The organism is Ensifer sp. LBL (assembly GCF_050435225.1).
Taxonomy (GTDB): Bacteria; Pseudomonadota; Alphaproteobacteria; order Rhizobiales; family Rhizobiaceae; genus Ensifer.
Genome location: NZ_JBNDJY010000011.1, coordinates 61,979 through 82,911 on the forward strand (window position 1 = coordinate 61,979; position 20,933 = coordinate 82,911).

The window sequence follows — 20,933 nt, forward strand, 5'->3', positions numbered from 1 at the left end:
CCATGATTTGTTTCTTGAGATCTCTCTTTGCGATCAATGGCCGATGCGGTCGCCGGCCTCGTCGAACAGGTGGCAGTTTTCCGCAGCAATCCTGACGTCCAGCGTCGAGCCGGCAGTGATCGGGCGCTGGCCATCGAGCGCAACCGTCAGCGACTGCCCGTCGGCAAGCCGGCCGTAAACGATGGTCTGACCGCCGAGATGCTCGACATGGACGACGGTCAGCGCGCCGAGTTCGAGCCCGCCGGTCGCATCGATACCGATATGTTCGGGCCGCAGGCCGAGGCTGACCTTTGTGCCAGCGGCGATGTGCTCCTCGATCGGGAGCCGCGCATGTCTGCCGGCAATATCGATCGAAACACCTCCGTCGCGGATGTCGCCTGCGACGGCATCGAGGAAATTCATCTTGGGCGAGCCGATGAAGCCGGCGACGAAGCGGTTGGCGGGCCGGTTATAGATCTCGAGCGGCGTGCCGTGCTGTTCGATGACCCCGGCGCGCAAGACGACGATACGGTCTGCAAGCGTCATTGCCTCTACCTGGTCATGGGTGACGTAGATCATCGTCGCCCCGATATCCTTGTGCAGCTTGGCAATCTCGACGCGCGTCTGGACGCGAAGCTCCGCATCCAGGTTGGAGAGCGGCTCGTCGAACAGGAAGATCTTCGGATCACGCACGATCGCCCGGCCGATCGCCACGCGCTGCCGCTGGCCACCGGAGAGCTGCTTCGGCTTACGATCGAGCAGATGGGTAATCTGTAGGATGTCGGCCGCCTTGCGCACGCGCCTGTCGATTTCGGGCTTCGGCATCTTGGCCGTTTCGAGGCCGAAGGACATGTTCTTGTAGACGCTCATGTGCGGGTAGAGCGCATAGGACTGGAAGACCATGGCGATGCCGCGCTGGCTCGCCTCCTTCTCGTTCATGCGCTCGCCGCCGATCGACAGTTCGCCGCCGCTGATCGGCTCGAGCCCTGCGATCATGCGCAGAAGGGTCGACTTGCCGCACCCCGATGGGCCGACGAAAACCACGAACTCTCCCGAGCCGATCGCCAGATCGACGCCGCGGATGATGTCGAGATTGCCAAAGCTCTTCTTGATCTTGTTCAAAGCCAGCGTCGTCATCGTTTCCGTCCCTATCTCTCGATTCCAGTTGATGTCAGCGCTTCATGCCGGTTGTCGCGATGCCTTCGATCAGAAGTCGCTGGAACAGCATGAAGAGGATGAAGATTGGCAGCACTGTCAGCGTCGACATGGCAAAGAGCGAGCCCCAGTCCGACGTCCCGGTGGAGTCGACAAAGGTGCGCAGACCCAGCTGGGCGGTGTATTTTTCGATGTCGTTCAGGTAGATGAGCGGCGCGAAGAAATCGTCCCAGGTCCAGATGAACGAGAAGACTGCTGCCGTCGCCAAAACAGGCGTTGAGAGCGGCAGGATCACCTTCAGGAAGATACGCAACGGGCCGCAACCATCCATGATGGCCGCCTCGTCGAGCTCGCGCGGGATGCCCCGGAAGAACTGCACCATCAGGAAGATGAAGAAGGCGTCGATCGCCAGGAACTTCGGCACCACCAGTGGCAGGATGGAGTTCACCCAGCCAAGCTTGAGGAACATCACGTATTGCGGAATCAGCACCGCATGTTGCGGCATCATCAAGGTGCCGAGCATCAGCGTGAACCAGAAGCCGCGCCCCTTGAAACGCAGCCGTGTGAAGGCATAGGCCGCCATCGAGCAGGAAAAGAGATTGCCGATGACGACGAGCAGCGAAATCACCAGAGAATTGAAGAACATCCAGCCAAAGCCGACGCTCAAGCCGCTCCAGCCGCGACGATAGGCATCGACCGTCGGATCGGTCGGGATCAGGCCCGTCGAGGTAAAGATCTCGCTGTCCGGCTTGAACGAGCTCGCCACCATCCAGAGCAGCGGATAGAGCATGAGAAAGCTGACCGCCACGAGCAGCGCATAAAGCAGAGCACGTTTCCACGGGGATGCGGTGGATGCGCCGGCGTCGGCGCGCGAAGCGATGGTGGTCGTCGAAAGAGCGGCATCAGTCATCATAGTGAACCCAGAACCTGGCCGTCAGGAATGACATGGCGGTGAAGAAGGCGATGATGAGCACCAGGACCCAGGCCAGCGCCGAGGCATAGCCGAAGCGGAAATTGGTGAAGGCCTCCTGGTAGAGGTAGAGCGTGTAAAACAGCGTGGAGTCGATCGGGCCGCCGGTTCCGTCGCTGATGACAAAGGCCGAGGTAAACGCCTTGAAGGCATCGATCGTCAGGATCACGGCATTGAAGAAGATCACCGGCGTCAAAAGCGGCAAGGTGATCTTGAAGAACTGCCGTGCCTTGCCGGCGCCATCGATGCTTGCCGCCTCGTACATGTCCTGCGGGATCTGACGCAGACCGGCGAGAAAGATGATCATCGAGGATCCGAACTGCCAGACCGCCAGGAGAACGAGCGTATAGAGCGACGTCGAAGGGTTCGAGATCCAGCTTGGCCCTTCGAAACCGAACAACGTGTTGAGCGCCTGATTGAGCAATCCGTCGCCGGCAAACACCTGTCGCCACAGGACCGCCACGGCGACGCTGCCGCCCACCAGAGACGGCAGGTAGAAGATCGCACGGAAGAGCGACAGGCCTTCAAGCCCCCTGTTCAGCGCCACGGCCACGGCAAGCGCAAAGAGCAACTTCAAGGGAACGGACAACAGCACGAAGGTGAAGGTCACGTTCATCGCGGTCCAGAAGCGTGGATCATCGGTCGCGATGCGCACGTAGTTTTCCGCGCCAACCCAGTTTGCTGCGCCAAGGCCGCTGTAGTCGGTCAGAGACAGATAGAACGAAGCGACCGCTGGCCCGAGCGTCAGCAGAAAAAAGCCGATGAGCCACGGCGTCAGAAAGCCGTAACCGGCCAAGCTTTCTGCGAACCTGAGCCCGCTGCCGGCAACCGGTCTTTCAGTTGTCCCTGATATGGACATGGTACCTCTCCTGCGATGCCCGGCTCCTCCCGAGCATCCGATTCCTACCGGTTAGAAATTTTCCCGTCAACAGAAAGTTTCGTAGTTGACGAAATTATCGTAATCGTGCGAAAACTTCACGAAACCAACGTGAGGCTTATCATGCGCATCGAACGAAACGGCTACTTCAACGCGGTCGAAATGGTTGGCAATCGTCCCAATCGCGAACGTCACCAGCAAGCTTTGGAACGCTGCATTGCCAAATTGCGCCAGACCATGCCGACGATCGGCCTGCGCAATCCGAAGATCGGCCTGCCGGATCAGACTTGGAGCTATTGCGGGCCCTTTGACTGGGTCGTGAGCTTTCAAGCCGGCCAGCTCTGGCTTGCGCTGGAACTCACGGGCGACCCCTGCTTTCTGAACGCCGCGCGGGCCCGCCGCGCCGTCTTTCGCGACATCTTGCGCCATCGCGATGCGCAAGACCACGATCTCGGCTTCCAGTTTTCATTGAGCTGCGTCGCGGAGTGGCTGCTGACGGGCGACCGGGAGGCCCGCGATCTCGCTCTTGAGGCTGCGGCAAGGCTGCTTGAGCGCTATCGCCCGGATGCACGGTATATCCAGGCCTGGAATGCGCGTCCGATCCATGGCGGCATTCGCGCCGAATTCGTCAATGGGCGCGTCATCGTCGATACGATGCAGAACCTGGCGCTGCTGCACTGGGCCCACCGCGAGACCGGCCGCAGCGATTTTGCCGAAGCCGCCGACGGCCACGCCGAAACGACCCTGAAGCACCTGGTTCGCGCCGATGACACGAGCTTCCACACCTTCCTGTTCGACCCTTCAAGCGGCAAGCCGCTGCGCGGGGAGACCCATCAAGGATATGCGGACGATTCCTGCTGGTCGCGCGGCCAGGCCTGGCTGATCCATGGCTATGCGCAATGCGCGGCAACCACCGGCAACCCTCACTTCGCCGACGCGGCCAGGCGTCTGGCTGCCAAGGCCGAAGCCCTGATGGGCAACGACGACGTTCCGGTCTGGGACTATTCGGTTCCCGATGCCAAGTCAGCGCCCCGCGACAGTTCCGCGGGCGCGATCATGGCGGCCGGCACCTTCATCCTCGCCGGGCTTTGTGAACCGGAGGAGGCACAGCGCTGGTACGCACTCGGCGATCGCCTGATCGGCGGCCTGCTCGACAGTTGCGACCTGACCGGCGATCCGAAGGCGGAAGGGCTGCTCGCCCATGGCGCAGCCCATGCCAGTGCCGGCTACTCCGATGCGATGCTGCCCTATGGCGACTATTATTTCATGGAGGCGTTGATGCGGTCGCTTGGGCACACGCGCTTCTTCTGGTAGTGGACGATCATGACCATGCAGCCGCCATCAATCTCGCCTTCCGCGGCCAGTTAGGATCTTCGTCGATATGGATGACGAATCGAACGCCCCGACACTCAAGGACATCGCCGACGCCGCGGGCGTTTCGGTCGCATCCGTATCGAAGGTGCTCAACAATCGCGGTGGCGTCGGCGACGAGAGCCGGCGCAAGATCCTCGACCATGCGGAGCGGCTGGGTTACCAGGTTCGGGCGGCGCGCTCGCTGATCCGCGCCGGCGTCGAGAGCACTGTGCTGGTGATGCCGGCGCAGTTTTATGCAAGTTCGGCTTTCTACGAGGACGTGATCCAAGGCGTGCTTGCAGAGGCTAGCACAAGCTCGCTCAGGATCGACGTCCGGCTCGTCTCGCTGGATCCGGAGATCGCCATCAGCGAAATCTCCGACATTCTGCGCGACATCCGGCCAGGCGCCCTTGTCGTGCTCGGCATGGACCATCCCGTCATGATCGACAGGATTGTCGATAGCGGCATCCCGGCCGTCATCATCAACGGCATGGACCGGACGATGCGGCTCTCCTGCGTACTGCCCGACAACTGGTCCGCCGGCTGGCTCGCTGCGCAAAGGCTGCTTGCGGCCGGCCACCGCGAAATCGTGCACGTGACCATTCCCCACCGCCTGTCGTTGCGCCGGCGGCTCGAAGGCTTCCGGATCGCGCTGGAGGAGGCCGGGATGACCTTCGACGAAAACAGGCACCTCTTCGATCTCGGCCGCATGGGCCTGCAAGAGCCCGACACCACGCCGGCGATACGGCAGGCCATAAAGCAGGGACGTTTCGCCGACACGACCGCGTTCTTCTGCAGCACCGATCTGATCGCGATCAACGTCATGCAGGCTCTCGAAGCCAGCAGCCACGCGGTTCCGGAAGACTTCTCGATCATCGGGGTCGACGATATTGCCATCGCCCGGCACAGCCGCCCGCCACTGACGACGATGCGCATCGATCGGGGCGAGCTTGGCCGCGCCGGAATCCAGCTTCTGCTGGAACGGATCAACGACCCCGAAATCAATGTGCGCCGGGTCAATCTCGGCGTCCGCCTGGTTGAACGTTCCACCGTCGCTGCGCCGAGAAGCACCCGTCACGCGAAAAGGGCGTGAGACAGCAGGGGGCGAACTCTGCCTGGAGAGAACCGCGATCGACGGCCGAAGACCCTGTTCATCGGAAACGTGCGCTGTAGAACGGTGCAGCCAACCACTCGGCCGCTCTGAAACGCAGCCTCACCTCGCGTGACATCGATTGTAGCTTCGTCACGTCTCACAAGGCATGTCACGCAACCGTCACGCGCAATAGATCAGCAAGACTGCTAAGAAGTAGAAAAAGCAATCATTGCTCGAGTGGCAACATGCCCCGATACCTCTTTCATATTCACCTGTCCGGCAGGATCAGTCGCGATGACCATGGGGCGTTTCACGCCAATGACAGTCAGGCGGTGACCAATGGCAGGTCGATCGCCGACAAGATCGCGGAAGACGACAGGCACCGTAGCGTCATCGTGACTGTCGAACGCGCAGGCGGCATTGTCCTGGCGCGCGTGACTGCCAGGCGGGCCATGCCACCCTGGCAATCTGCGAGTTCGAAATTCGAGCACGCCTGGAGAGAACTGGCCGGCCTTGACGTCAGCCAATTCCGCAGGGTGCGTTAATTCAACTCACGCCTTATCGACGCGAGCGCGGTGCCCCCCAATCGCGCGGGCGATGGTTCGCAAACGACGGCCGCCGATGATCCTCCGACCTACGCCGTGACAATGGTTGCCAGCACGCTGACGCAATCGCCAGATTTGACGAGGCCGGGGAAATGGCGAGCGACGAGGATGCCGTCCATCTTTGCCCTGATGTCCAGCGGTTCGTCGCCTGTGCGGCCGATCGGGTAGATCCGGGCCACGATTTCCCCGCTCTTCACCTGGTCGCCGAGATCGACGAACGGCTCGATGAGGCCGCTGTCCTCGGCAAAGCAAAAGCAATTTCCGTCGGGCATGTCGAGCCACGTGGTTTCTGCGCTTTCGACAGTGCCTTTCATGATGCCCGCCGCTTTCAGCACGTTGGAAACGCCCGTCTTGGCGATGGCAGCACTCCTCGCCGTCGCCGTGCCGCCGCCGCCAAGCTCGGTGGTGATGAAGACCTTGCCCATCTCCTCCGCGGCCGTGTCGTACATGCCGACGGCATCGATCTCCAGCATCTTCATCGACCACGGGGCGCCGAATGCCCTGACGAGGTCAAAGGATTTCTCCTCCTGTGCCTTGTCCGGCAGGATGTGGGCCGCGCAGAAGGGCAGGAAATCGAGCGTCTTTCCGCCGGAATGAAAGTCGAGCACGATATCGGCAAGCGGTAGCAGCGTGCGCTGAAAATAGTCGGCAATCTTCTGGGTCACTGTGCCGTCCGGCGCCCCCGGGAAACTGCGGTTCATGTTTCCCTTGTCGATCGGCGAGGTGCGGGCGCCGGCCAAAAAGGCCGGATAGTTCATCGCCGGCACGATGATGACGCGACCCGTTATCTCTTCGGCCTTCAGCGTGCGGGCGAGATCGAAGAGCGCAATCGGCCCCTCATATTCGTCGCCGTGGTTGCCGCCGGTGAGAAGGGCCGTCGGCCCCTCCGCGTTCTTCACGACCGTCACCGGGATCATTACCGAGCCCCAGGCGGAATCGTCGCGGCTGTAGGGCAGACGCAGGAAACCGTGCTGCACACCGTCGGCTGAAAAATCGACCGTGGGGTTGATCGGCGACGGACGAAGGTTGAGTTCCCGCATGGCTCAATCCTTCACGAGCAGCTTGCGCGGCACATTGGCAAGGCACTCGACGCCGGTCTCGGTGATCAGAATGCTCTCCGTGGTCTCAAAGCCCATGTCCTCGAGCCAGAGCCCCGTCATGAAGTGGAAGGTCATGCCCGGCTTCAGTTCGCTGCGGTCGCCGGGTCGCAGGCTCATCGTGCGCTCGCCCCAGTCCGGCGGATAGGAAACGCCGATGCCATAGCCCGTGCGGTTGTCCTTCACGATCCCGTACTTCTTGAGCACGGCGAAGAAGGCGTTGGCGATATCCTCGCAGGTATTGCCGGGTCGCGCTTTTTCGAGGCCTGCCTCCATGCCCTCCAGCGTGGCCTTTTCCGCGTCGAGGAACGCCTGCGTCGGTTTACCGAGGAAGACGGTGCGCGAGAGTGGCACGTGGTAGCGGTGATAGCAGCCGGCAATCTCGAAGAAGGTGCCCTCGCCTGTCTTCATCGGCCGGTCGTCCCAGGTGAGGTGCGGCGCAGAAGCCTCCACGCCCGAGGGCAGTAGCGGCACGATCGCCGGATAATCGCCGCCGATGCCGTCAACGCCACGGGTTCCGGCATCATAGATTTCCGCGACCAGATCGCATTTGCGCATGCCGACCTCGATCTTGTCGAAGATGCGCTCATGCATCTTTTCAACGATCCTTGCGGCGTTGCGCATGTAGCCGATTTCCGCCTCACTCTTGACCGCGCGCTGCCAGTTTACGAGGGCGGTCGCATCGACGAAGCGGGCGTTCGGCAGGTGCTTCACAAGCGCCGCGAAGGCGGCGGCGGAGAACCAGTAATTGTCCATCTCCACGCCGATCGTCAGCTTGTCCAGGCCGCGTTCGGCGAGCTTGGCCGATAGGTAATCCATCGGGTGGCGCTCGGTGTTCTGCACATAGTGGTCCGGATAGCCGATGATGTTTTCGTGCTTGAGGTAGGCGGTGAATTTGGCGCCGTTGGCATCCTGGCCGCGGCCGTACCAGATCGGTTCACCCGCCGGCGGTACGACGACACATTGGTGCACGTAGAAGGACCAGCCGTCATAGCCGGTCAGCCAGTTCATGTTCGACGGATCGCTGACGATCAGCACGTCGATGCCCTTGGCCTCCATGGCTTTCCGCGTTTTTTGAAGACGCGTTTCATACTCCGGAAGTGAGAACTTCAGGTTCGCTTGTTTCATCGGTTTTTCCTCTATACCCGGCGAAAAGCCGGTCTCAACTCTCGAAGATCGTGCCGGTGCCCGTCGCAGCCGCGCGGGCGGCAGCAAGCGTTGCGATGGCCGTGTCCTGAATGCCCGTGCCGGTCAGGTCCGCCACGGTGATCTGCTCGGGGCCGCTACGGCCCGGCTTGCGCCCGACAATTATCTCGCCGAGTTCGGGGAAGATCGTGCCCTCCGCCACCAGACCCGCTTCGATGGCATGGTGGAGTTCACCGAGCCTGCGCGTCTGTTTGAGGCTGTCGGCGACGTAGAGGCCGACGCCGGTGACAATGGCGGGCTCGATCTCGTTTTTGTGCTCGGCGTCCGACCCCATGGCCGTGACATGCTGGCCAGGCTGGAGCCAGTCGGTCCGAAGTACCGGTGTTTCGGACGGCGTGGTGGTGACGATGATGTCGGCGCCATCGACAGCCGCGCGGCCGTCGGCCTCGGCACGAACCGGAAAGCCGAGCTTCACCGTCATGTCCGCTGCGGCGGCCTTAGCCTTTGTAACGTCTCTTGCCCAGATGCGCGCTTCGCGGATCGGCCGCACGAGGCTTAAGGCCTCAAGCTGCAACCTTGCCTGCATGCCGGCGCCGAAGATGGCGGCGACCTTGGCATCCGGGCGCGAAAGGTGCCAAGCCGCAACGGCGCCGGCCGCGGCGGTCCGCACATCCGTCAGGTAGCCGTTGTCGAGCAGTACGGCCTCTACCAGGCCAGTTTTCGTGGAAAGCAGCACCATCAGGCCGTTGGTGCTCGGCAGGCCGATCTTCGGATTGTCGAAGAAGCCAGGACTGATCTTGATGGCGAAACCGTCGAGACCGGGCACGTAAGCCGTCTTCACGTCCACCTCGCCGCGCGCTTCGGGAATGTCGAGCCTCAGGATCGGCGGCATGGCGACCGCCTTGGTAGCAAGCGCGCGGAACGCGTCTTCCACACAGGCAATCGATTCAAGATCGAGCGGAACGATGCGCCTCAGTTCTGCCTCGGTGAGAATCTTCATCGTGGTCATGCCGCTGCCTCCGCCAGCGGACCAACCCCGCCATTGATGACCCGGCGATGCAGGTCCATGTCGACATTGCGGCCGGAGAGGATAACTGCCACCGGCCCATCCAGCCCGCCAAGTCGGCGGGAAAGCAGGGCTGCGATGCCGACCGCCCCTGCCCCCTCGATCACCTCGCGCTCCTGGGAATAGGCATGCCGCATGCCGGCGGCGATCTCGTCTTCGGAAAGCAGGATCACGTCGTCGAGCAGTGCCCGACACATTTCGAAGGTCACGGCGTTATCGAGGCCGATGCCGCCACCGAGGGAGTCGGCAAGGCTCGCCACCTCCTCGACGGCAACCGGCCCTCCGGCATCGAGACTGGCCTTCATCGCAGCACCTCGCTCCATGGTGAGGCCGATGACGCGGGTCTTCGGCGACCGCCCTTTCACCGCCGCGGCGACACCCGCCGCAAGCCCACCGCCCGAAAGCGGCACAAGCACTGTCGCCACGTCCGGCATCGCCTCAAGGATCTCCAGCCCGAGCGTGCCCTGGCCGGCAACGACAGCCCGGTTATCGAAGGGTGCCACCATGACGAGACCGTCTTCAGCAACCAGGCGATCTACCTCAAGCTGCGCCTCGTCCTGCGATTTGCCGACGATCCGGACATTGGCGCCGAGCCTGCGGATCTCCGACACCTTGTTGTCGGGCACAAGCCTGGACATGCAGATTGTCGCAATCGAACCTTCAGTCCTGGCGGCATGGGCGAGCGCCCGACCATGATTGCCGGTCGAGGCAGCGACGACCCCCCTTGCCCGCTCCTCAGGCGTCAGCGAGAGCACGGCATTCGTGGCGCCGCGAAGCTTGAAGCTGCCCGTCGTCTGGTGATGTTCGAGCTTGAGGCCGACAGGAACACCGCAGCGTTCGGAGAGCGACGCGGAAAATACGAGAGGCGTATTCAAGACCCGACCGTCGATGCGCCGGGCCGCCTGTTCGATATCCGCCAATGTTACGGGGAGGTTCGACATCGCTACCGGTCCGAATAGGCAAGCGTCATGAGGCGACCGAGTTCCGGCCGCGCGGTTTCATTGCCGCAGAGCCGCAGGCACGCCCATGCGGTGGCGAGGTTGCTGGTAACGACAGGCTTGCCGATGATGGCCTCGATCTCTGCCGCGACGCTTGCCGCGCGCACAGCCGTGCAGGATATGAAGAGTGCGTCGCTACCGGGTGCAGTCGCTTGCCTCGCAAAGGCAACGATTTCGTCCGGAGAAATGCGCGCCATCTCCCGGTCGTCGTTAAGTCCAAGGCAGGTGAAACGGGCGATCTCGAAGCCGAGGGACAGGAAATAGTCGGCCATCGGCTTGCTGGTCTCGATCGTATAGGGCGTGAGCACCGAAATGCGCTTGGCGCCGAACGCCTTGAGACCACAGACGGCCGCCGCAGTCGGCGTGACGACGGCGGCACTCGGTTTGGCGGCGCGCACGGCCGCTCCCACTTCCGCGTCGCCGATGACGACCGAGGCGGAGGTGCAGGAATACATGACGACGTCGAGGGGCTCGTCCGGCAAGATGAGCGCGGCCGCCGAGGTCAGCGAGGGCTGCATGGCGCGCAGGTTTTCCGGCGTCACCGGGTTCGCGTAAGGAACGCGCGTTGTGTAGACGCCGATCCGCTCGCTTGCCACCATACGCTGAAAGTCCACTTCCGTGGTGTGGTCGGTCGCAAGGATGATCAGCCCGACGCGCTTTTCGAGCGGACGCTCATCCAGCTTCGGCATGCGCGAGGCGAGAGTAAGGTCGAACGTCTGCATCAGCGTTCCTCCACTCGGGCGTAGCGTTCTTCCAGCCAGCGCAGGAAGACGACGGAGATCAGGCTCATGATCAGGAAGAAGACCCCGACCAGCGTCATCGGCTCGATATAGCGATAGCTGCTGTTGGCGACGCTTTTCGCCTGGTTCATCAGCTCGAGCACGGTGATGGCGGAAAGCAGCGGCGTCTCCTTGAACATGGCGATCAGATAGTTGGCGAGCGCCGGGATCATCGGCGGGATCGCCTGCGGCAGGATGACGTGGATCCAGGTCTGGCGGCCGGTGAGGTTCGTCGCCTTGGCCGCCTCCCATTGGCCGCGCGGCACGTTCTCGATACCGGCGCGGTAGACCTCGGCCGCATAGGTCCCATAGTGAAGCCCGAGGCCGATGATACCGGCGAGCATTGCCGGCAGGCGGATGCCGATATCCGGCAACACGAAGAAGATGAAGTAGAGCTGCACCAGAAGCGGCGTGCCGCGAATGAACTCCACGATGAAGCCCGTGGCCTTCGCAATCGGCCTGGGCGCGGTCATGCGCAGGATGGCAAAGACGAGGCCGATGACGGCGGCAAATGCTGCGCCGAACACGGTCGCCAGAATGGTGATCTTCAGGCCCTCAAGCAGGGCCGGCATGATTTCCCAGACGAAATTCCAATCCCATTCCATCGTCAGGTCCTCACGCCATCAAGGCCGCGCGTTACCCGGCGTTCCAGCCAGCGCATGCCATTGGAGATGGCGAGCGCCATCAGGAAGTAGAGTACGAGGATCGTTGCGAAAGGAATGAGCGTGCTGCCGGTCTGGGCGCGGACCACCTGGGCCTGAAAGGTCATATCGGTGAGCGAGATCAGCGACACGACGGCCGTGCCCTTCAAAAGCTCGATCGCGTTGTTGCAGAAGGTCGGGAGCATCAACGGCAGAGCCTGCGGAAGGATAATGTAACGCATCGACTGATAGCGCGAGAGATTGAGCGCTATGCAGGCCTCGCGCTGCTCGCGACCGATAGCCTTGACGGCGCCGCGCACGACCTCCGCCCCATAGGCTCCCACGTTCAGTCCCAGCGCCAGCACGCCGGCCTGAAGCGGTGACAGGGTGACACCGGCGAATGGCAGCACGAAATAGACCCAGAAAAGCTGAACGAAGATCGACGTGCCGCGGAAAAACTCGATATAGGTGGTGGCAAGCGCGCGAACCACGAGAAAGCGGCTGACGCGCCCGAGACCGGCGACGAATGCCATGACGACGGCGAGCATCGAGCCGAGCACGGTAAGCTCAAGCGTCACCAGCGCGCCTTCAAGGATCAGCCCTATGTAACCAGACCAGTCGGTCATCGTTCTTCCAACTACGAGGGAGCGGATTGCCTCTCCCCGGCTCGGGAAGAGGCCGAATTGCTGCGGTGCTTACTTGGTGGCGCAGAGCTTTTCGCGGGTCGTCGACATCGCGGCTGCGGCCGAGAAACCATAGGGCTCGATGATCTTGGCAAATTCGCCCGACTGCTTGAGCTTTGCCAGTTCCACGTCGAAGGCGTCGCGCAAGGCTTCCTCACCCTTCTTGAAGGCCGCGCCGTCGCAATAGACTGGAGCGCCTTCAACCGGCGCGACGACTTCGACGCTGGGGTCGTTCGCCTTGGAGACAAGAGCGTTGATCGAAAGCACCGGGAGCGAATAGACGTCGATACGGCCGTCCTGCAGCATCTTCAGCCCGCTTTGGCCATCCGGCACGACAATAACGCGGTCGCGCGGGACGCCGGCTTCAAGCGCGAGCTTTTCTTCCGTACCGCCACCTGGCGCGCCGATCTTGGCATCCGGATTGTCGGCGATGTCCTTGTAGCTCTTCAGCTTCAGCGGGTTGCCCTTTTTCAGCGCGAAGGCTTCGGCGTCGCACAGGATCGGTTCTGAATAGGCAACGGCGTTGCACCGTTCCGGCTTCATGAAGAGGCCGGCAGTGATGACGTCGTGGCGGCCGGCCTGCAGGCCCGGGATCATCGCACCGTATTCCGAGATCGAGGCGACGATGTCTTCGACCCCGAGGCGTTTGAAGACCTCTCGTGCGACGTCCGGAGCTGCGCCGGAAACCTTGCCGTCGGCAGCAACTGCCGTAAAGGGCGGCTCGTTGGCGATGGCAACGCGGGCGAAACCCTGTTCCTTCAGTTCCTCAAGCTTGCCGTCGGCCCAGGCTGGTGCTGCGGCGAGCATTGCCGTCAGGGCGCCCGTGCTGGCGGTTATGGTCAAAAAGGTTCTCATGCTCATCGTTCCGAACTCCTCTGGCTGTCCCTGGTTTTTGTTTGGAGCCTTGTTTCCGGGCGGCAAAGCCGCTCAGACGCGGTGCCCTGCCGCGATGATCTTGCGCAGGAAGGTCTGCGTGCGTTCCTGCTTGGGTGCGCGGAAAATCTCGTCGGGCTTGCCCTCCTCGACTATTCTGCCGCGGTCGAAAAAGAGAATGCGGTCGGCAAAATCATGGGCGAAGCCCATCTCATGCGTGACGAGCAGCATGGTCATGTCTGTTTCGACCGCGAGCTTGCGCATGACATTCAGCACTTCTTCGACGAGTTCCGGGTCGAGCGCCGAGGTCACCTCGTCAAACAGCATGATCTTTGGCGAAAGAGCCAGCGCCCGGGCAATCGCAACGCGCTGCTTCTGTCCGCCGGACAGTTGCGCCGGCATGCTCTTTGCCTTGTCGGCCATGCCCACCATGTCGAGAAGCTCCATCGCCCGCTTCTCCGCCGCGGCCTTCGCCATGCCTTTCGTCAGCATCGGCGCCAGCGTGACATTGTCGAGCACGCACTTGTGCGGGAAGAGATTGAAGTGCTGGAAGACCATGCCGATCTTCTCGCGCATCTTGTGCAGATGGCGGTCATCGGCCGGCGCGAGACTGCCATTCTTCGGCATGTGATAGAGCTGGTCGCCGTCGACCTCGATATGGCCGGCGCTGATCGCCTCCAATGTCATGAGAATGCGCAGGATCGTTGTCTTGCCCGATCCGGAGGGACCGATCAGCGCCAGCTTTTCGCCCGGAAGCACGTCCATCGACAGACCGTCGAGTACGGTCAAGGGACCGTAGCGTTTGGTAATGTTGTCGATGCGGATGATCGGCGCTGCCATGCATGTCTCTCCCTATTGAGACAAGTGATGGCGCAACGATGCGCGGCAATCAAAATCATGTCAATGTCAATAATAATATCAGTACAATTATTCTGACATCGCCCATTTGCAAGGCAGATCACTCAAATCGCGAGCAACAGCGCTTCCGGATTTCCGCTGGCGAGCGAGGCGAGAATGCCAAGTCCAGTGCGCAACTCCTGCTCGGTGGTCGAGCCGAGCGAGATGCGCACCGCCGGCTGCCAGCCCTGGTCGGCCGTGCGGAACGAAGAACCGGGCGCTATCGCCACACCGCGCAGACGCGCCTGGGAGACGAAGCCGTCTTCCGTATGCCCTTCCGGCAACGGCAGCCACACATGCAAGCTCTGTGGATGGGTATAATAGGGCAAGCCTGCGAGCGCCTCCTCGGCGATCGCGTGACGAACGCCAAGTGCCCGGCGCTGCCAATTGACAAGTTCCATCGCCGTGCCGTCGCTGACCCAGAGGGTTGCGATCTCGGCGATTGAAGGCGTCGCCATCCAGTTCGAGACGAGATGGCGGTTGGCAACCGCCGCAACATAACGATCCGGGGCGGCAAGATAGCCGATGCGCAGGCCCGGTACCGTGATCTTTGTGAAGCTGGTGACGTAGAGGGTGCGCTCCGGCGCATAGGCCGCAATCGGCGGCGCCCGACCTTCCACAAGCGGCCCCAGGATGTCGTTCTCGATGATCGCGATATCGTGGCGCCGTGCGACGTCGGCAAGCGCCTGCCGGCGCTCAGGCCCCATCAAGGCGGCGGTCGGATTGATCACCGAGGGCTGGAGAAAGACGGCGCGGATGACGCCCGTGCGACAGGCCTCATCCAGCGCCTCGGGGATCATGCCTTCGCGATCGATCGGCAAGCCCTCGAGATGAAGGCCAAGATAGCTGGATAGCGGTACGAGCGTATGGTGGCTGATCGCTTCCGTCGCAACGGTCGAGCCTGGCGGAGCAACGCTCATCAGCGCCACTGTCATGCCCGAGGTGGCGCCGTTGGTCAGGCTGATGTTGAGCGGGGACACCTCCAGTCCACAACGCGACAGCCATTCGGCTGCGACATTGCGATGGCGCGGGAAAACCATGTTGGGCCGGAAGGAAAGCGCCGAACTCGACGGAAGGTTTTCCGCCAGCCAGCCGAAGGCTCCGCGCATGCGCTCCAGATGCAGCTGTTCGCACACGGGTTTGAGGATCGAAAGGTCGACAAGCTCGCCAAGACGCTCGGGCAGATACGGCGGCTCAGGCTCTTTCGGCCTTGTCTGCACGAAGGAGCCGCGACCGATTTCGCCAGAGATGAGCCCCCGTCGGATCAGCTCGTCATAGGCACGACTGACGGTCTGCACGGAAAGCTTCAGGTCGTCGGCGAGCTTGCGATGGGGCAGAAGGCGCGTCCCGTTCGGCAAGTGCCCTTCCTGGATGGCGCGAGCGATCTGTTCGGCGAGAGAGAGATAAGCCGGCCGGCGCAACTGGGATATATCGGGTCGCCAATTTGTCATGATTTTGACAGTGCTCAAAATCAGTTCAATTGACAACGCCAAAATGGTTTCCCATTGTCTTTTCCTCCACTTTGACACGATCCCCGCCCGGAGGGCGCCCTGAATGAAACTCGACGCCATCGACCTGCGCATCCTGGAGGCGATCCAGGAGAACGGGCGCATCACCAAGCTGGCGCTGGCGGAACGGGCGGGCCTCTCACCAACGCCCTGCTGGCTGCGCCTGCGCAAACTTGAGAAGGCCGGTATCGTCGCCGGCTATCACGCGCGCGTTGCAGTGCGACGCGTTGCGCCTGTTGCCAGCGTCATGATGGAGGTGACGCTCGCCAATCATCGGCAAGTGGATTTCGAACGCTTCGAACGGGCTGTCGCGGCAACACCCGAAATCGTTGCCTGCTGGTCGGTCGGCGGTGGCGTCGACTACATCTTGAAGATCGTGGCGCGTGACATCGACGCCTACCAGCGCCTTGTCGACAGCCTGCTCGACCGCGAACTCGGCATCGACCGCTACTTCACTTACATCGTTACCAAGACGGTGAAGGAGGAGACCGTGCTTCCGCTCGAGACGTTGCTTCCCCCTTCCGAATAGAGAGATTGTCTACGGCCGGCCCCATCTTTGGCCAAAGTCTCTAACGCCGACCCCGGCAATGGACAATCTGTCCCTCGCCCTCTGGCAGACTCCCTCCAGACACCAAGAGGAGGCCGCCATGACCGCCGTATTTGCCCGCACGACCTTTCACGACGCGCTTGCCCGCCTTGCCGATCCGCACCTTTTAAGGGAGCTCTCCTATGTCGGTGGGCGCTGGATTGCGAGCCGCGACGGCGCAAGCTTCAAGGTGACGGATCCCGCCTCGGCGGCGACGCTTGCCTGGGTCGCCGCCCTTGATGGTGAGCAGACCGGGGAGGCCATTTCGGCGGCGAGTGACGCGCTGCCCGCCTGGCGCAGCATGCTGCCGCAGCAGCGCGCCGCGATCCTGCGCAAGTGGCACGACCTGATGCTGGAGGCGCGCGAGGATCTTGCCCTCTTGATGACCCTGGAGCAGGGCAAGCCCATTGCCGAGTCCCGCGGCGAGATCGACTACGCGGCCTCCTTCATCGAATGGTACGCGGAGGAAGGAAAGCGGCTGAATGCGGAAAGCGTCACCAGCCATCTGCCCGGAGCAGAGATGATCGTGCGGCGCGAGGCGCTCGGTGTCGTCGGGATCGTGACGCCCTGGAACTTCCCCTCCGCCATGATCACACGCAAGGCCGCTGCCGCGCTCGCGGCTGGCTGCACGGTGGTTGCGCACCCCTCCAGCGAAACACCGCTTTCGGCACTCGCCCTTGCCGAACTCGGCGAACGGGCCGGAATTCCCGCGGGGGTCTTCAATGTGGTGACCGGAGACGCCGCCACCATCGTCGGCCGCGTGAACGCCGATCCGCGCATTCGCGCCATGAGCTTCACCGGCTCGACGGAGATCGGCAAGCTGATTGCAGGCCAGTGCGCGGAGACCATGAAGCGGCTGGTCATGGAACTCGGCGGCCATGCGCCGCTGATCGTCTTCGCCGACGCCGATGTGGAGAAGGCAGCCGACATCGCCGTCGCCGCGAAGTTCGCGACCTCCGGCCAGGATTGCCTCGCCGCCAATCGCATCTATGTCGAACAGCCCGTCGTTGCGGCCTTTACCAAGGCGTTTCAGGTTCGCATCGAAGCGCTGAAGGTTGCCTCGGGCCTCGACCCAGACGCCGAGATCGGTCCTCTGATGCACGAGCGTGCCATCGCCAAGGTGGAAGAACAGGTCGCCGATGCGTTGAAGCGCGGCGCGAAGCTCCTCACCGGTGGCAAGCGCCACAAGGCAGGCCCTCTGTTCTTCCAACCGACCCTTTTGACGGATGTACCGGACGATGCGCTGATCATGCGTGAGGAGACCTTCGGCCCGGTTGCCGCCGTCTCCGCCTTCGACACCGAGAGCGAAGTGATCACCCGGGCAAACGACACCGAATACGGCCTCGTCGCCTATGTCGTCACCGAAAACGGCGCACGCCAGATGCGTCTTGCGCGAGCTTTGGAATACGGCATGGTTGCGATCAATCGGGTGAAATTTACCGGCGGACCGATCCCCTTCGGCGGCTGGAAACAGTCGGGCCTTGGCCGCGAAGGCTCCCGCCACGGCATCGAGGCCTTCACCGAACTCAAATATCTCTGCATCGACACAGCCGCCTGAACGCGCGCCACACTTCATACGCGAAAGGAAAGACCATGCTCGAAAAAAGCAACGAACTCAGCGCCTGGGACCGTGATCACTTCTTCCACCCGTCCACGCACATGGGCATGCATGCGCGTGGCGAAACACCGACCCGGGTGATCGGCGGCGGCGAAGGTGTGTACATTACCGACACCAGCGGCAGAACGAGCCTCGATGCTTTTGCAGGTCTCTACTGCGTCAATGTCGGCTACGGCCGGCAGAAGATCGCCGACGCGATCGCCGAGCAGGCGAAGAATCTCGCCTACTATCACGCCTATGTCGGCCATGGCACGGAAGCCTCGATCACGCTCTCGAAGATGATTATCGACCGCGCGCCGGAGGGCATGAGCCGCGTCTATTTCGGTCTTTCAGGCTCCGATGCAAACGAGACCAACATCAAGCTGATCTGGTACTATAACAACATCCTCGGTCGGCCGGACAAAAAGAAGATCATCTCTCGCTGGCGCGGCTATCACGGCTCCGGCGTGATGACGGGCTCGCTGACCGGACTGCATCTCTTTCACACCGCGTTTGACCTGCCCCGCGCACCGATCCTGCACACGGAAGCACCCTACTTCTTCCGCTGCCCGGATCGCTCGATGGATGAAGAGCAGTTCTCGCAATATTGCGCCGACAAGCTTGAGGAAATGATCCTCGGCGAAGGCCCGGAGACGATCGCCGCCTTTATCGGTGAGCCGATCCTCGGTACGGGCGGTATCGTGCCGCCGCCGAAGGGTTACTGGCAGAAGATCCAGGCCGTGCTCGAAAAATACGACATCCTGCTCGTCGCCGACGAAGTGGTGACCGGGTTCGGGCGTCTCGGCACGATGTTCGGATCCGACCACTATGGCATGAAGCCCGACCTCATCACCATCGCCAAGGGTCTGACCTCGGCCTACGCACCGCTTTCCGGCACGATCGTATCGGAAAAGATGTGGCAGGTGCTAGTGCAAGGCTCCGACGAACTGGGCGCGATCGGCCACGGCTGGACCTATTCCGCCCATCCGATCTGCGCCGCCGCGGGCGTTGCCAATCTCGAACTGATCGACGAGTTGCGCCTGGTTGAAAACGCCGGCAACACCGGCGCCTACTTCCGCGCGGAGTTGACGAAGGCCCTCGCCAATCACAGACATGTGGGCGAGGTGCGTGGCGATGGCCTCATGGCCGCAATCGAGTTCGTCGAGGACAAGGACGACCGGGTCTTCTTCGACCCGGCAAAGAAGATCGGCCCGCAGATTGCGGCCGCCATGCTTGAGCGCGGCGTCATCGGCCGCGCCATGCCTCAAGGCGATATCCTCGGCTTTGCGCCACCGCTTTGCCTCACCATGGACGAGGCCGATATTGTCGTCAAAGCGGCGGCCGAGGCCGTCACGTCAGTCCTGGGCAAAGCATAGGCGCAGAGCAGCCATAGATGCCTCAGTCTTGAACCCTGTCGTCGATGGGGCGGGTAACTCCCGCGCCATCGACGACTGCCAGGCCTGCAGTGAGGTTGAAGCCTAGACGGCGAGCGTGAATGTGGATCCCCGCGGATATCGGGCCGAACTGCCCCGACAACGGCTCGGAGAACGACGAGGCAATTCGTATACCCTATTGGATCGGCATCGAAAATCGGCCGGCGAGTCGTGTTGACTCTGGCCTTCACTCGGTTGAAAAAAGGACGATCTTAAAAAAAGGATTACTAATGCCTGAAGAAAACACGACGCCAGCCACCCTGGTTGCCGAGGGCTCAGCGACTGTGCACACACCTGAACGCGCAAAGCGAAGCACAGCAAAACGTCAAAAAGCGGCCGGGGAAACGAAGAGCGCGACTTCGAAGGCAACAGCATCAAAACCCTCCGCCAAGTCCAGAAAATTCAGCGAACAAGAAAAACTCGAGAAGCTCAGGCAGATCGGGGCACAGGTCGCTGACGGCGCGAGTACGATGAAAGATGCGATCAAAAGCGCAGGAATATCCGAGCAAACCTATTATAACTGGAAGGGTAGCTTGAAGGCGGACGATCAGCCGAGCAGCAAATCCGCTTCGGCCGGCGACGAGTTTGCTGAACTCGTGCAGCTCGAGGCCGAGAACCAGAAGCTACGAAAGCTCTTGGCAGAAAAGTTGCGCGCGGAGAATGCCGAGTTGCGCAAGAAGCTTGGCATCGATTGAGGCAGGGAGAAGCCACGCGCTGAGCGCTGTGGCTCCACTGCTCCTTTAGCGGTCGGTTGTGATCCAAGCACCTGACTTTGTGCAACCAGTCGTGCCGCAGCATTTCGATCCACATTGGGTTCAAACTATATGAAAACGCCACAACGCAGGTTCGTTGTTGAGTTCAAATCCGGCCGCCGTCAGCCAAAAGTGCCAACGGGTTCGATATGGGGAAACACCGACCTCAAGACCCTCGCGCGCGAGATTGAAACCGAATCGGCTCATCTGTTCGGCCACCGGGAATTGGGTGGCAACGGTGGTACTGATCACGCCGCTGATGCTGCTGTTCCGAGTTTTGTGGAAGAACCGGCCGTCGTGACAGCCTCCGATGCAGCCCATGCAGTGGCTGACCCGGTGGCTGGCGCACAGTCAGATGACGTAGTCGCTGGTTCCACGTCCGCCCCGCTCATGGTCGCCAAGACCCGCAGCGCACCAAAGCAGACGTCCAGGAAGAAAGCTTCCCGCCCGGCGCCGAATACTACTTTGGCATCCGTGGGCGAGGACCCGGATCTACAATCGAGATCGACGCCAATGACGTCTCTCGAAGAACTGGCCGCACTTGATGCGGAAAACAGTCGCCTTCGAAAATTGTTGGCGAACCAGCTCCGTGTGCAGAACGCGACGCTCAAGAGAATGCTGGAGCGGTTTTAGCTTCCGACTTTATGTTCCGCTGGAGCGACCGTTTGCTCTGAATGCCATCCTGCGCGATGTCATTGGGTCACAGGAGCGAGGTTGAGTTCAGGCCGGCTTTGCTCGGTTTTGTCGCTGTGCCTTAGAACGGACAAAAGCCCGCGGGATTTCTCCATGCGGGCTTTTTGATTTGGTTGCGGGGGCAGGATTTGAACCTGCGGCCTTCAGGTTAT

The 20,933-nt window shown here is 61.9% G+C and carries 21 protein-coding genes; 8 read left to right on the forward strand and 13 right to left on the reverse strand.

Translation table 11 applies throughout. From position 1 onward, the window contains the following. Positions 1–33: 33 nt before the first annotated feature. The 3 genes from OKW20_RS30495 to OKW20_RS30505 form a co-directional block, all read right to left on the reverse strand. Entirely contained in the window at positions 34–1,116 is a 1,083-nt protein-coding gene (locus tag OKW20_RS30495; RefSeq protein ID WP_429178269.1) for an ABC transporter ATP-binding protein, read from the reverse strand. A 34-nt stretch (positions 1,117–1,150) separates the two neighbouring features. After that, positions 1,151–1,924 (reverse strand): carbohydrate ABC transporter permease, encoded by a 774-nt coding sequence (locus OKW20_RS30500; RefSeq protein ID WP_223737547.1) that lies wholly within the window; start codon positions 1,922–1,924, stop codon positions 1,151–1,153. Positions 1,925–2,036: 112 nt separating this feature from the next. Next, positions 2,037–2,963: a carbohydrate ABC transporter permease gene (locus OKW20_RS30505; RefSeq protein WP_052201762.1), complete on the reverse strand. Its 927-nt coding sequence runs from the start codon at positions 2,961–2,963 to the stop codon at positions 2,037–2,039. Between the two features lie 141 nt (positions 2,964–3,104). Between OKW20_RS30505 and OKW20_RS30510 the strand changes: the two genes are divergently transcribed. From OKW20_RS30510 to OKW20_RS30520, 3 genes are all read left to right on the forward strand, one after another. After that, a complete protein-coding gene (locus tag OKW20_RS30510) occupies positions 3,105–4,295 on the forward strand; it encodes a glycoside hydrolase family 88 protein (protein WP_052201761.1) in 1,191 nt (396 codons plus the stop codon). Between the two features lie 67 nt (positions 4,296–4,362). Continuing rightward, complete coding sequence (locus tag OKW20_RS30515) at positions 4,363–5,427, forward strand: LacI family DNA-binding transcriptional regulator (protein ID WP_043616047.1); 1,065 nt, start codon at positions 4,363–4,365, stop codon at positions 5,425–5,427. Positions 5,428–5,672: 245 nt separating this feature from the next. Further along, positions 5,673–5,972 carry a DUF6894 family protein gene (locus OKW20_RS30520; RefSeq protein ID WP_043616044.1) on the forward strand — a complete coding sequence of 100 codons (300 nt, stop codon included), beginning with the start codon at positions 5,673–5,675 and terminating at the stop codon, positions 5,970–5,972. An 89-nt stretch (positions 5,973–6,061) separates the two neighbouring features. On the opposite strand, the gene doeB is transcribed toward OKW20_RS30520, so the two are convergent. From doeB to OKW20_RS30570, 10 genes are all read right to left on the reverse strand, one after another. Next, positions 6,062–7,072 (reverse strand): N(2)-acetyl-L-2,4-diaminobutanoate deacetylase DoeB, encoded by a 1,011-nt coding sequence (doeB, locus tag OKW20_RS30525; RefSeq protein ID WP_429178273.1) that lies wholly within the window; start codon positions 7,070–7,072, stop codon positions 6,062–6,064. A gap of 3 nt (positions 7,073–7,075) precedes the next feature. Continuing rightward, complete coding sequence (gene doeA, locus OKW20_RS30530; protein ID WP_429178275.1) at positions 7,076–8,257, reverse strand: ectoine hydrolase DoeA; 1,182 nt, start codon at positions 8,255–8,257, stop codon at positions 7,076–7,078. A gap of 34 nt (positions 8,258–8,291) precedes the next feature. Next, positions 8,292–9,284: an ectoine utilization protein EutC gene (eutC, locus tag OKW20_RS30535; RefSeq protein WP_429178277.1), complete on the reverse strand. Its 993-nt coding sequence runs from the start codon at positions 9,282–9,284 to the stop codon at positions 8,292–8,294. After that, positions 9,281–10,282: a hydroxyectoine utilization dehydratase EutB gene (gene eutB / locus OKW20_RS30540; protein ID WP_429178279.1), complete on the reverse strand. Its 1,002-nt coding sequence runs from the start codon at positions 10,280–10,282 to the stop codon at positions 9,281–9,283. The genes eutC and eutB overlap by 4 nt, the downstream gene beginning before the upstream one ends. A gap of 2 nt (positions 10,283–10,284) precedes the next feature. Continuing rightward, positions 10,285–11,061: an ectoine utilization protein EutA gene (eutA, locus tag OKW20_RS30545; RefSeq protein ID WP_429178281.1), complete on the reverse strand. Its 777-nt coding sequence runs from the start codon at positions 11,059–11,061 to the stop codon at positions 10,285–10,287. After that, entirely contained in the window at positions 11,061–11,723 is a 663-nt protein-coding gene (gene ehuD, locus OKW20_RS30550; protein ID WP_429178283.1) for an ectoine/hydroxyectoine ABC transporter permease subunit EhuD, read from the reverse strand. The genes eutA and ehuD overlap by 1 nt, the downstream gene beginning before the upstream one ends. A gap of 2 nt (positions 11,724–11,725) precedes the next feature. Beyond that, on the reverse strand, positions 11,726–12,385 hold the full coding sequence (gene ehuC / locus OKW20_RS30555; RefSeq protein ID WP_192448350.1) for an ectoine/hydroxyectoine ABC transporter permease subunit EhuC: 660 nt from the start codon (positions 12,383–12,385) through the stop codon (positions 11,726–11,728). A 69-nt stretch (positions 12,386–12,454) separates the two neighbouring features. Beyond that, positions 12,455–13,297, reverse strand: a complete 843-nt coding sequence (ehuB, locus tag OKW20_RS30560; protein WP_429178300.1) for an ectoine/hydroxyectoine ABC transporter substrate-binding protein EhuB — start codon at positions 13,295–13,297, stop codon at positions 12,455–12,457. Between the two features lie 72 nt (positions 13,298–13,369). Beyond that, complete coding sequence (gene ehuA, locus OKW20_RS30565) at positions 13,370–14,155, reverse strand: ectoine/hydroxyectoine ABC transporter ATP-binding protein EhuA (protein WP_043616018.1); 786 nt, start codon at positions 14,153–14,155, stop codon at positions 13,370–13,372. 122 nt (positions 14,156–14,277) lie between these two features. Further along, positions 14,278–15,699, reverse strand: coding sequence for a PLP-dependent aminotransferase family protein (locus OKW20_RS30570; RefSeq protein ID WP_245281623.1), 1,422 nt, complete (start codon positions 15,697–15,699; stop codon positions 14,278–14,280). Between the two features lie 67 nt (positions 15,700–15,766). Between OKW20_RS30570 and OKW20_RS30575 the strand changes: the two genes are divergently transcribed. The 5 genes from OKW20_RS30575 (at position 15,767) to OKW20_RS30595 (ending at position 20,721) form a co-directional block, all read left to right on the forward strand. Next, on the forward strand, positions 15,767–16,249 hold the full coding sequence (locus OKW20_RS30575) for an Lrp/AsnC family transcriptional regulator (RefSeq protein WP_429178286.1): 483 nt from the start codon (positions 15,767–15,769) through the stop codon (positions 16,247–16,249). 118 nt (positions 16,250–16,367) lie between these two features. Beyond that, a complete protein-coding gene (locus OKW20_RS30580; protein WP_429178288.1) occupies positions 16,368–17,864 on the forward strand; it encodes an NAD-dependent succinate-semialdehyde dehydrogenase in 1,497 nt (498 codons plus the stop codon). 35 nt (positions 17,865–17,899) lie between these two features. After that, on the forward strand, positions 17,900–19,279 hold the full coding sequence (locus OKW20_RS30585) for an aspartate aminotransferase family protein (RefSeq protein WP_429178290.1): 1,380 nt from the start codon (positions 17,900–17,902) through the stop codon (positions 19,277–19,279). Positions 19,280–19,398: 119 nt separating this feature from the next. Beyond that, positions 19,399–20,031, forward strand: coding sequence for a transposase (locus tag OKW20_RS30590; protein ID WP_429178292.1), 633 nt, complete (start codon positions 19,399–19,401; stop codon positions 20,029–20,031). Positions 20,032–20,160: 129 nt separating this feature from the next. Continuing rightward, complete coding sequence (locus OKW20_RS30595; protein ID WP_429178294.1) at positions 20,161–20,721, forward strand: hypothetical protein; 561 nt, start codon at positions 20,161–20,163, stop codon at positions 20,719–20,721. Positions 20,722–20,933 lie beyond the last annotated feature (212 nt).

Bases quoted from the DNA above. Each gene is read 5' to 3' on its own strand.
- ehuB (WP_429178300.1), bottom strand. From the start codon at position 13,297: ATGAGAACCTTTTTGACCATAACCGCCAGCACGGGCGCCCTGACGGCA.
- OKW20_RS30575 (WP_429178286.1), top strand. From the start codon at position 15,767: ATGAAACTCGACGCCATCGACCTGCGCATCCTGGAGGCGATCCAGGAG.
- OKW20_RS30495 (WP_429178269.1), bottom strand. From the start codon at position 1,116: ATGACGACGCTGGCTTTGAACAAGATCAAGAAGAGCTTTGGCAATCTC.
- eutA (WP_429178281.1), bottom strand. From the start codon at position 11,061: ATGCAGACGTTCGACCTTACTCTCGCCTCGCGCATGCCGAAGCTGGAT.
- doeB (WP_429178273.1), bottom strand. From the start codon at position 7,072: ATGCGGGAACTCAACCTTCGTCCGTCGCCGATCAACCCCACGGTCGAT.
- OKW20_RS30520 (WP_043616044.1), top strand. From the start codon at position 5,673: ATGCCCCGATACCTCTTTCATATTCACCTGTCCGGCAGGATCAGTCGC.
- doeA (WP_429178275.1), bottom strand. From the start codon at position 8,257: ATGAAACAAGCGAACCTGAAGTTCTCACTTCCGGAGTATGAAACGCGT.
- OKW20_RS30510 (WP_052201761.1), top strand. From the start codon at position 3,105: ATGCGCATCGAACGAAACGGCTACTTCAACGCGGTCGAAATGGTTGGC.
- eutC (WP_429178277.1), bottom strand. From the start codon at position 9,284: ATGACCACGATGAAGATTCTCACCGAGGCAGAACTGAGGCGCATCGTT.
- OKW20_RS30580 (WP_429178288.1), top strand. From the start codon at position 16,368: ATGACCGCCGTATTTGCCCGCACGACCTTTCACGACGCGCTTGCCCGC.
- OKW20_RS30505 (WP_052201762.1), bottom strand. From the start codon at position 2,963: ATGTCCATATCAGGGACAACTGAAAGACCGGTTGCCGGCAGCGGGCTC.
- OKW20_RS30515 (WP_043616047.1), top strand. From the start codon at position 4,363: ATGGATGACGAATCGAACGCCCCGACACTCAAGGACATCGCCGACGCC.
- OKW20_RS30500 (WP_223737547.1), bottom strand. From the start codon at position 1,924: ATGCTCTATCCGCTGCTCTGGATGGTGGCGAGCTCGTTCAAGCCGGAC.
- OKW20_RS30590 (WP_429178292.1), top strand. From the start codon at position 19,399: ATGTGGATCCCCGCGGATATCGGGCCGAACTGCCCCGACAACGGCTCG.
- ehuC (WP_192448350.1), bottom strand. From the start codon at position 12,385: ATGACCGACTGGTCTGGTTACATAGGGCTGATCCTTGAAGGCGCGCTG.
- eutB (WP_429178279.1), bottom strand. From the start codon at position 10,282: ATGTCGAACCTCCCCGTAACATTGGCGGATATCGAACAGGCGGCCCGG.
- OKW20_RS30595 (WP_429178294.1), top strand. From the start codon at position 20,161: ATGAAAACGCCACAACGCAGGTTCGTTGTTGAGTTCAAATCCGGCCGC.
- OKW20_RS30585 (WP_429178290.1), top strand. From the start codon at position 17,900: ATGCTCGAAAAAAGCAACGAACTCAGCGCCTGGGACCGTGATCACTTC.
- ehuA (WP_043616018.1), bottom strand. From the start codon at position 14,155: ATGGCAGCGCCGATCATCCGCATCGACAACATTACCAAACGCTACGGT.
- ehuD (WP_429178283.1), bottom strand. From the start codon at position 11,723: ATGGAATGGGATTGGAATTTCGTCTGGGAAATCATGCCGGCCCTGCTT.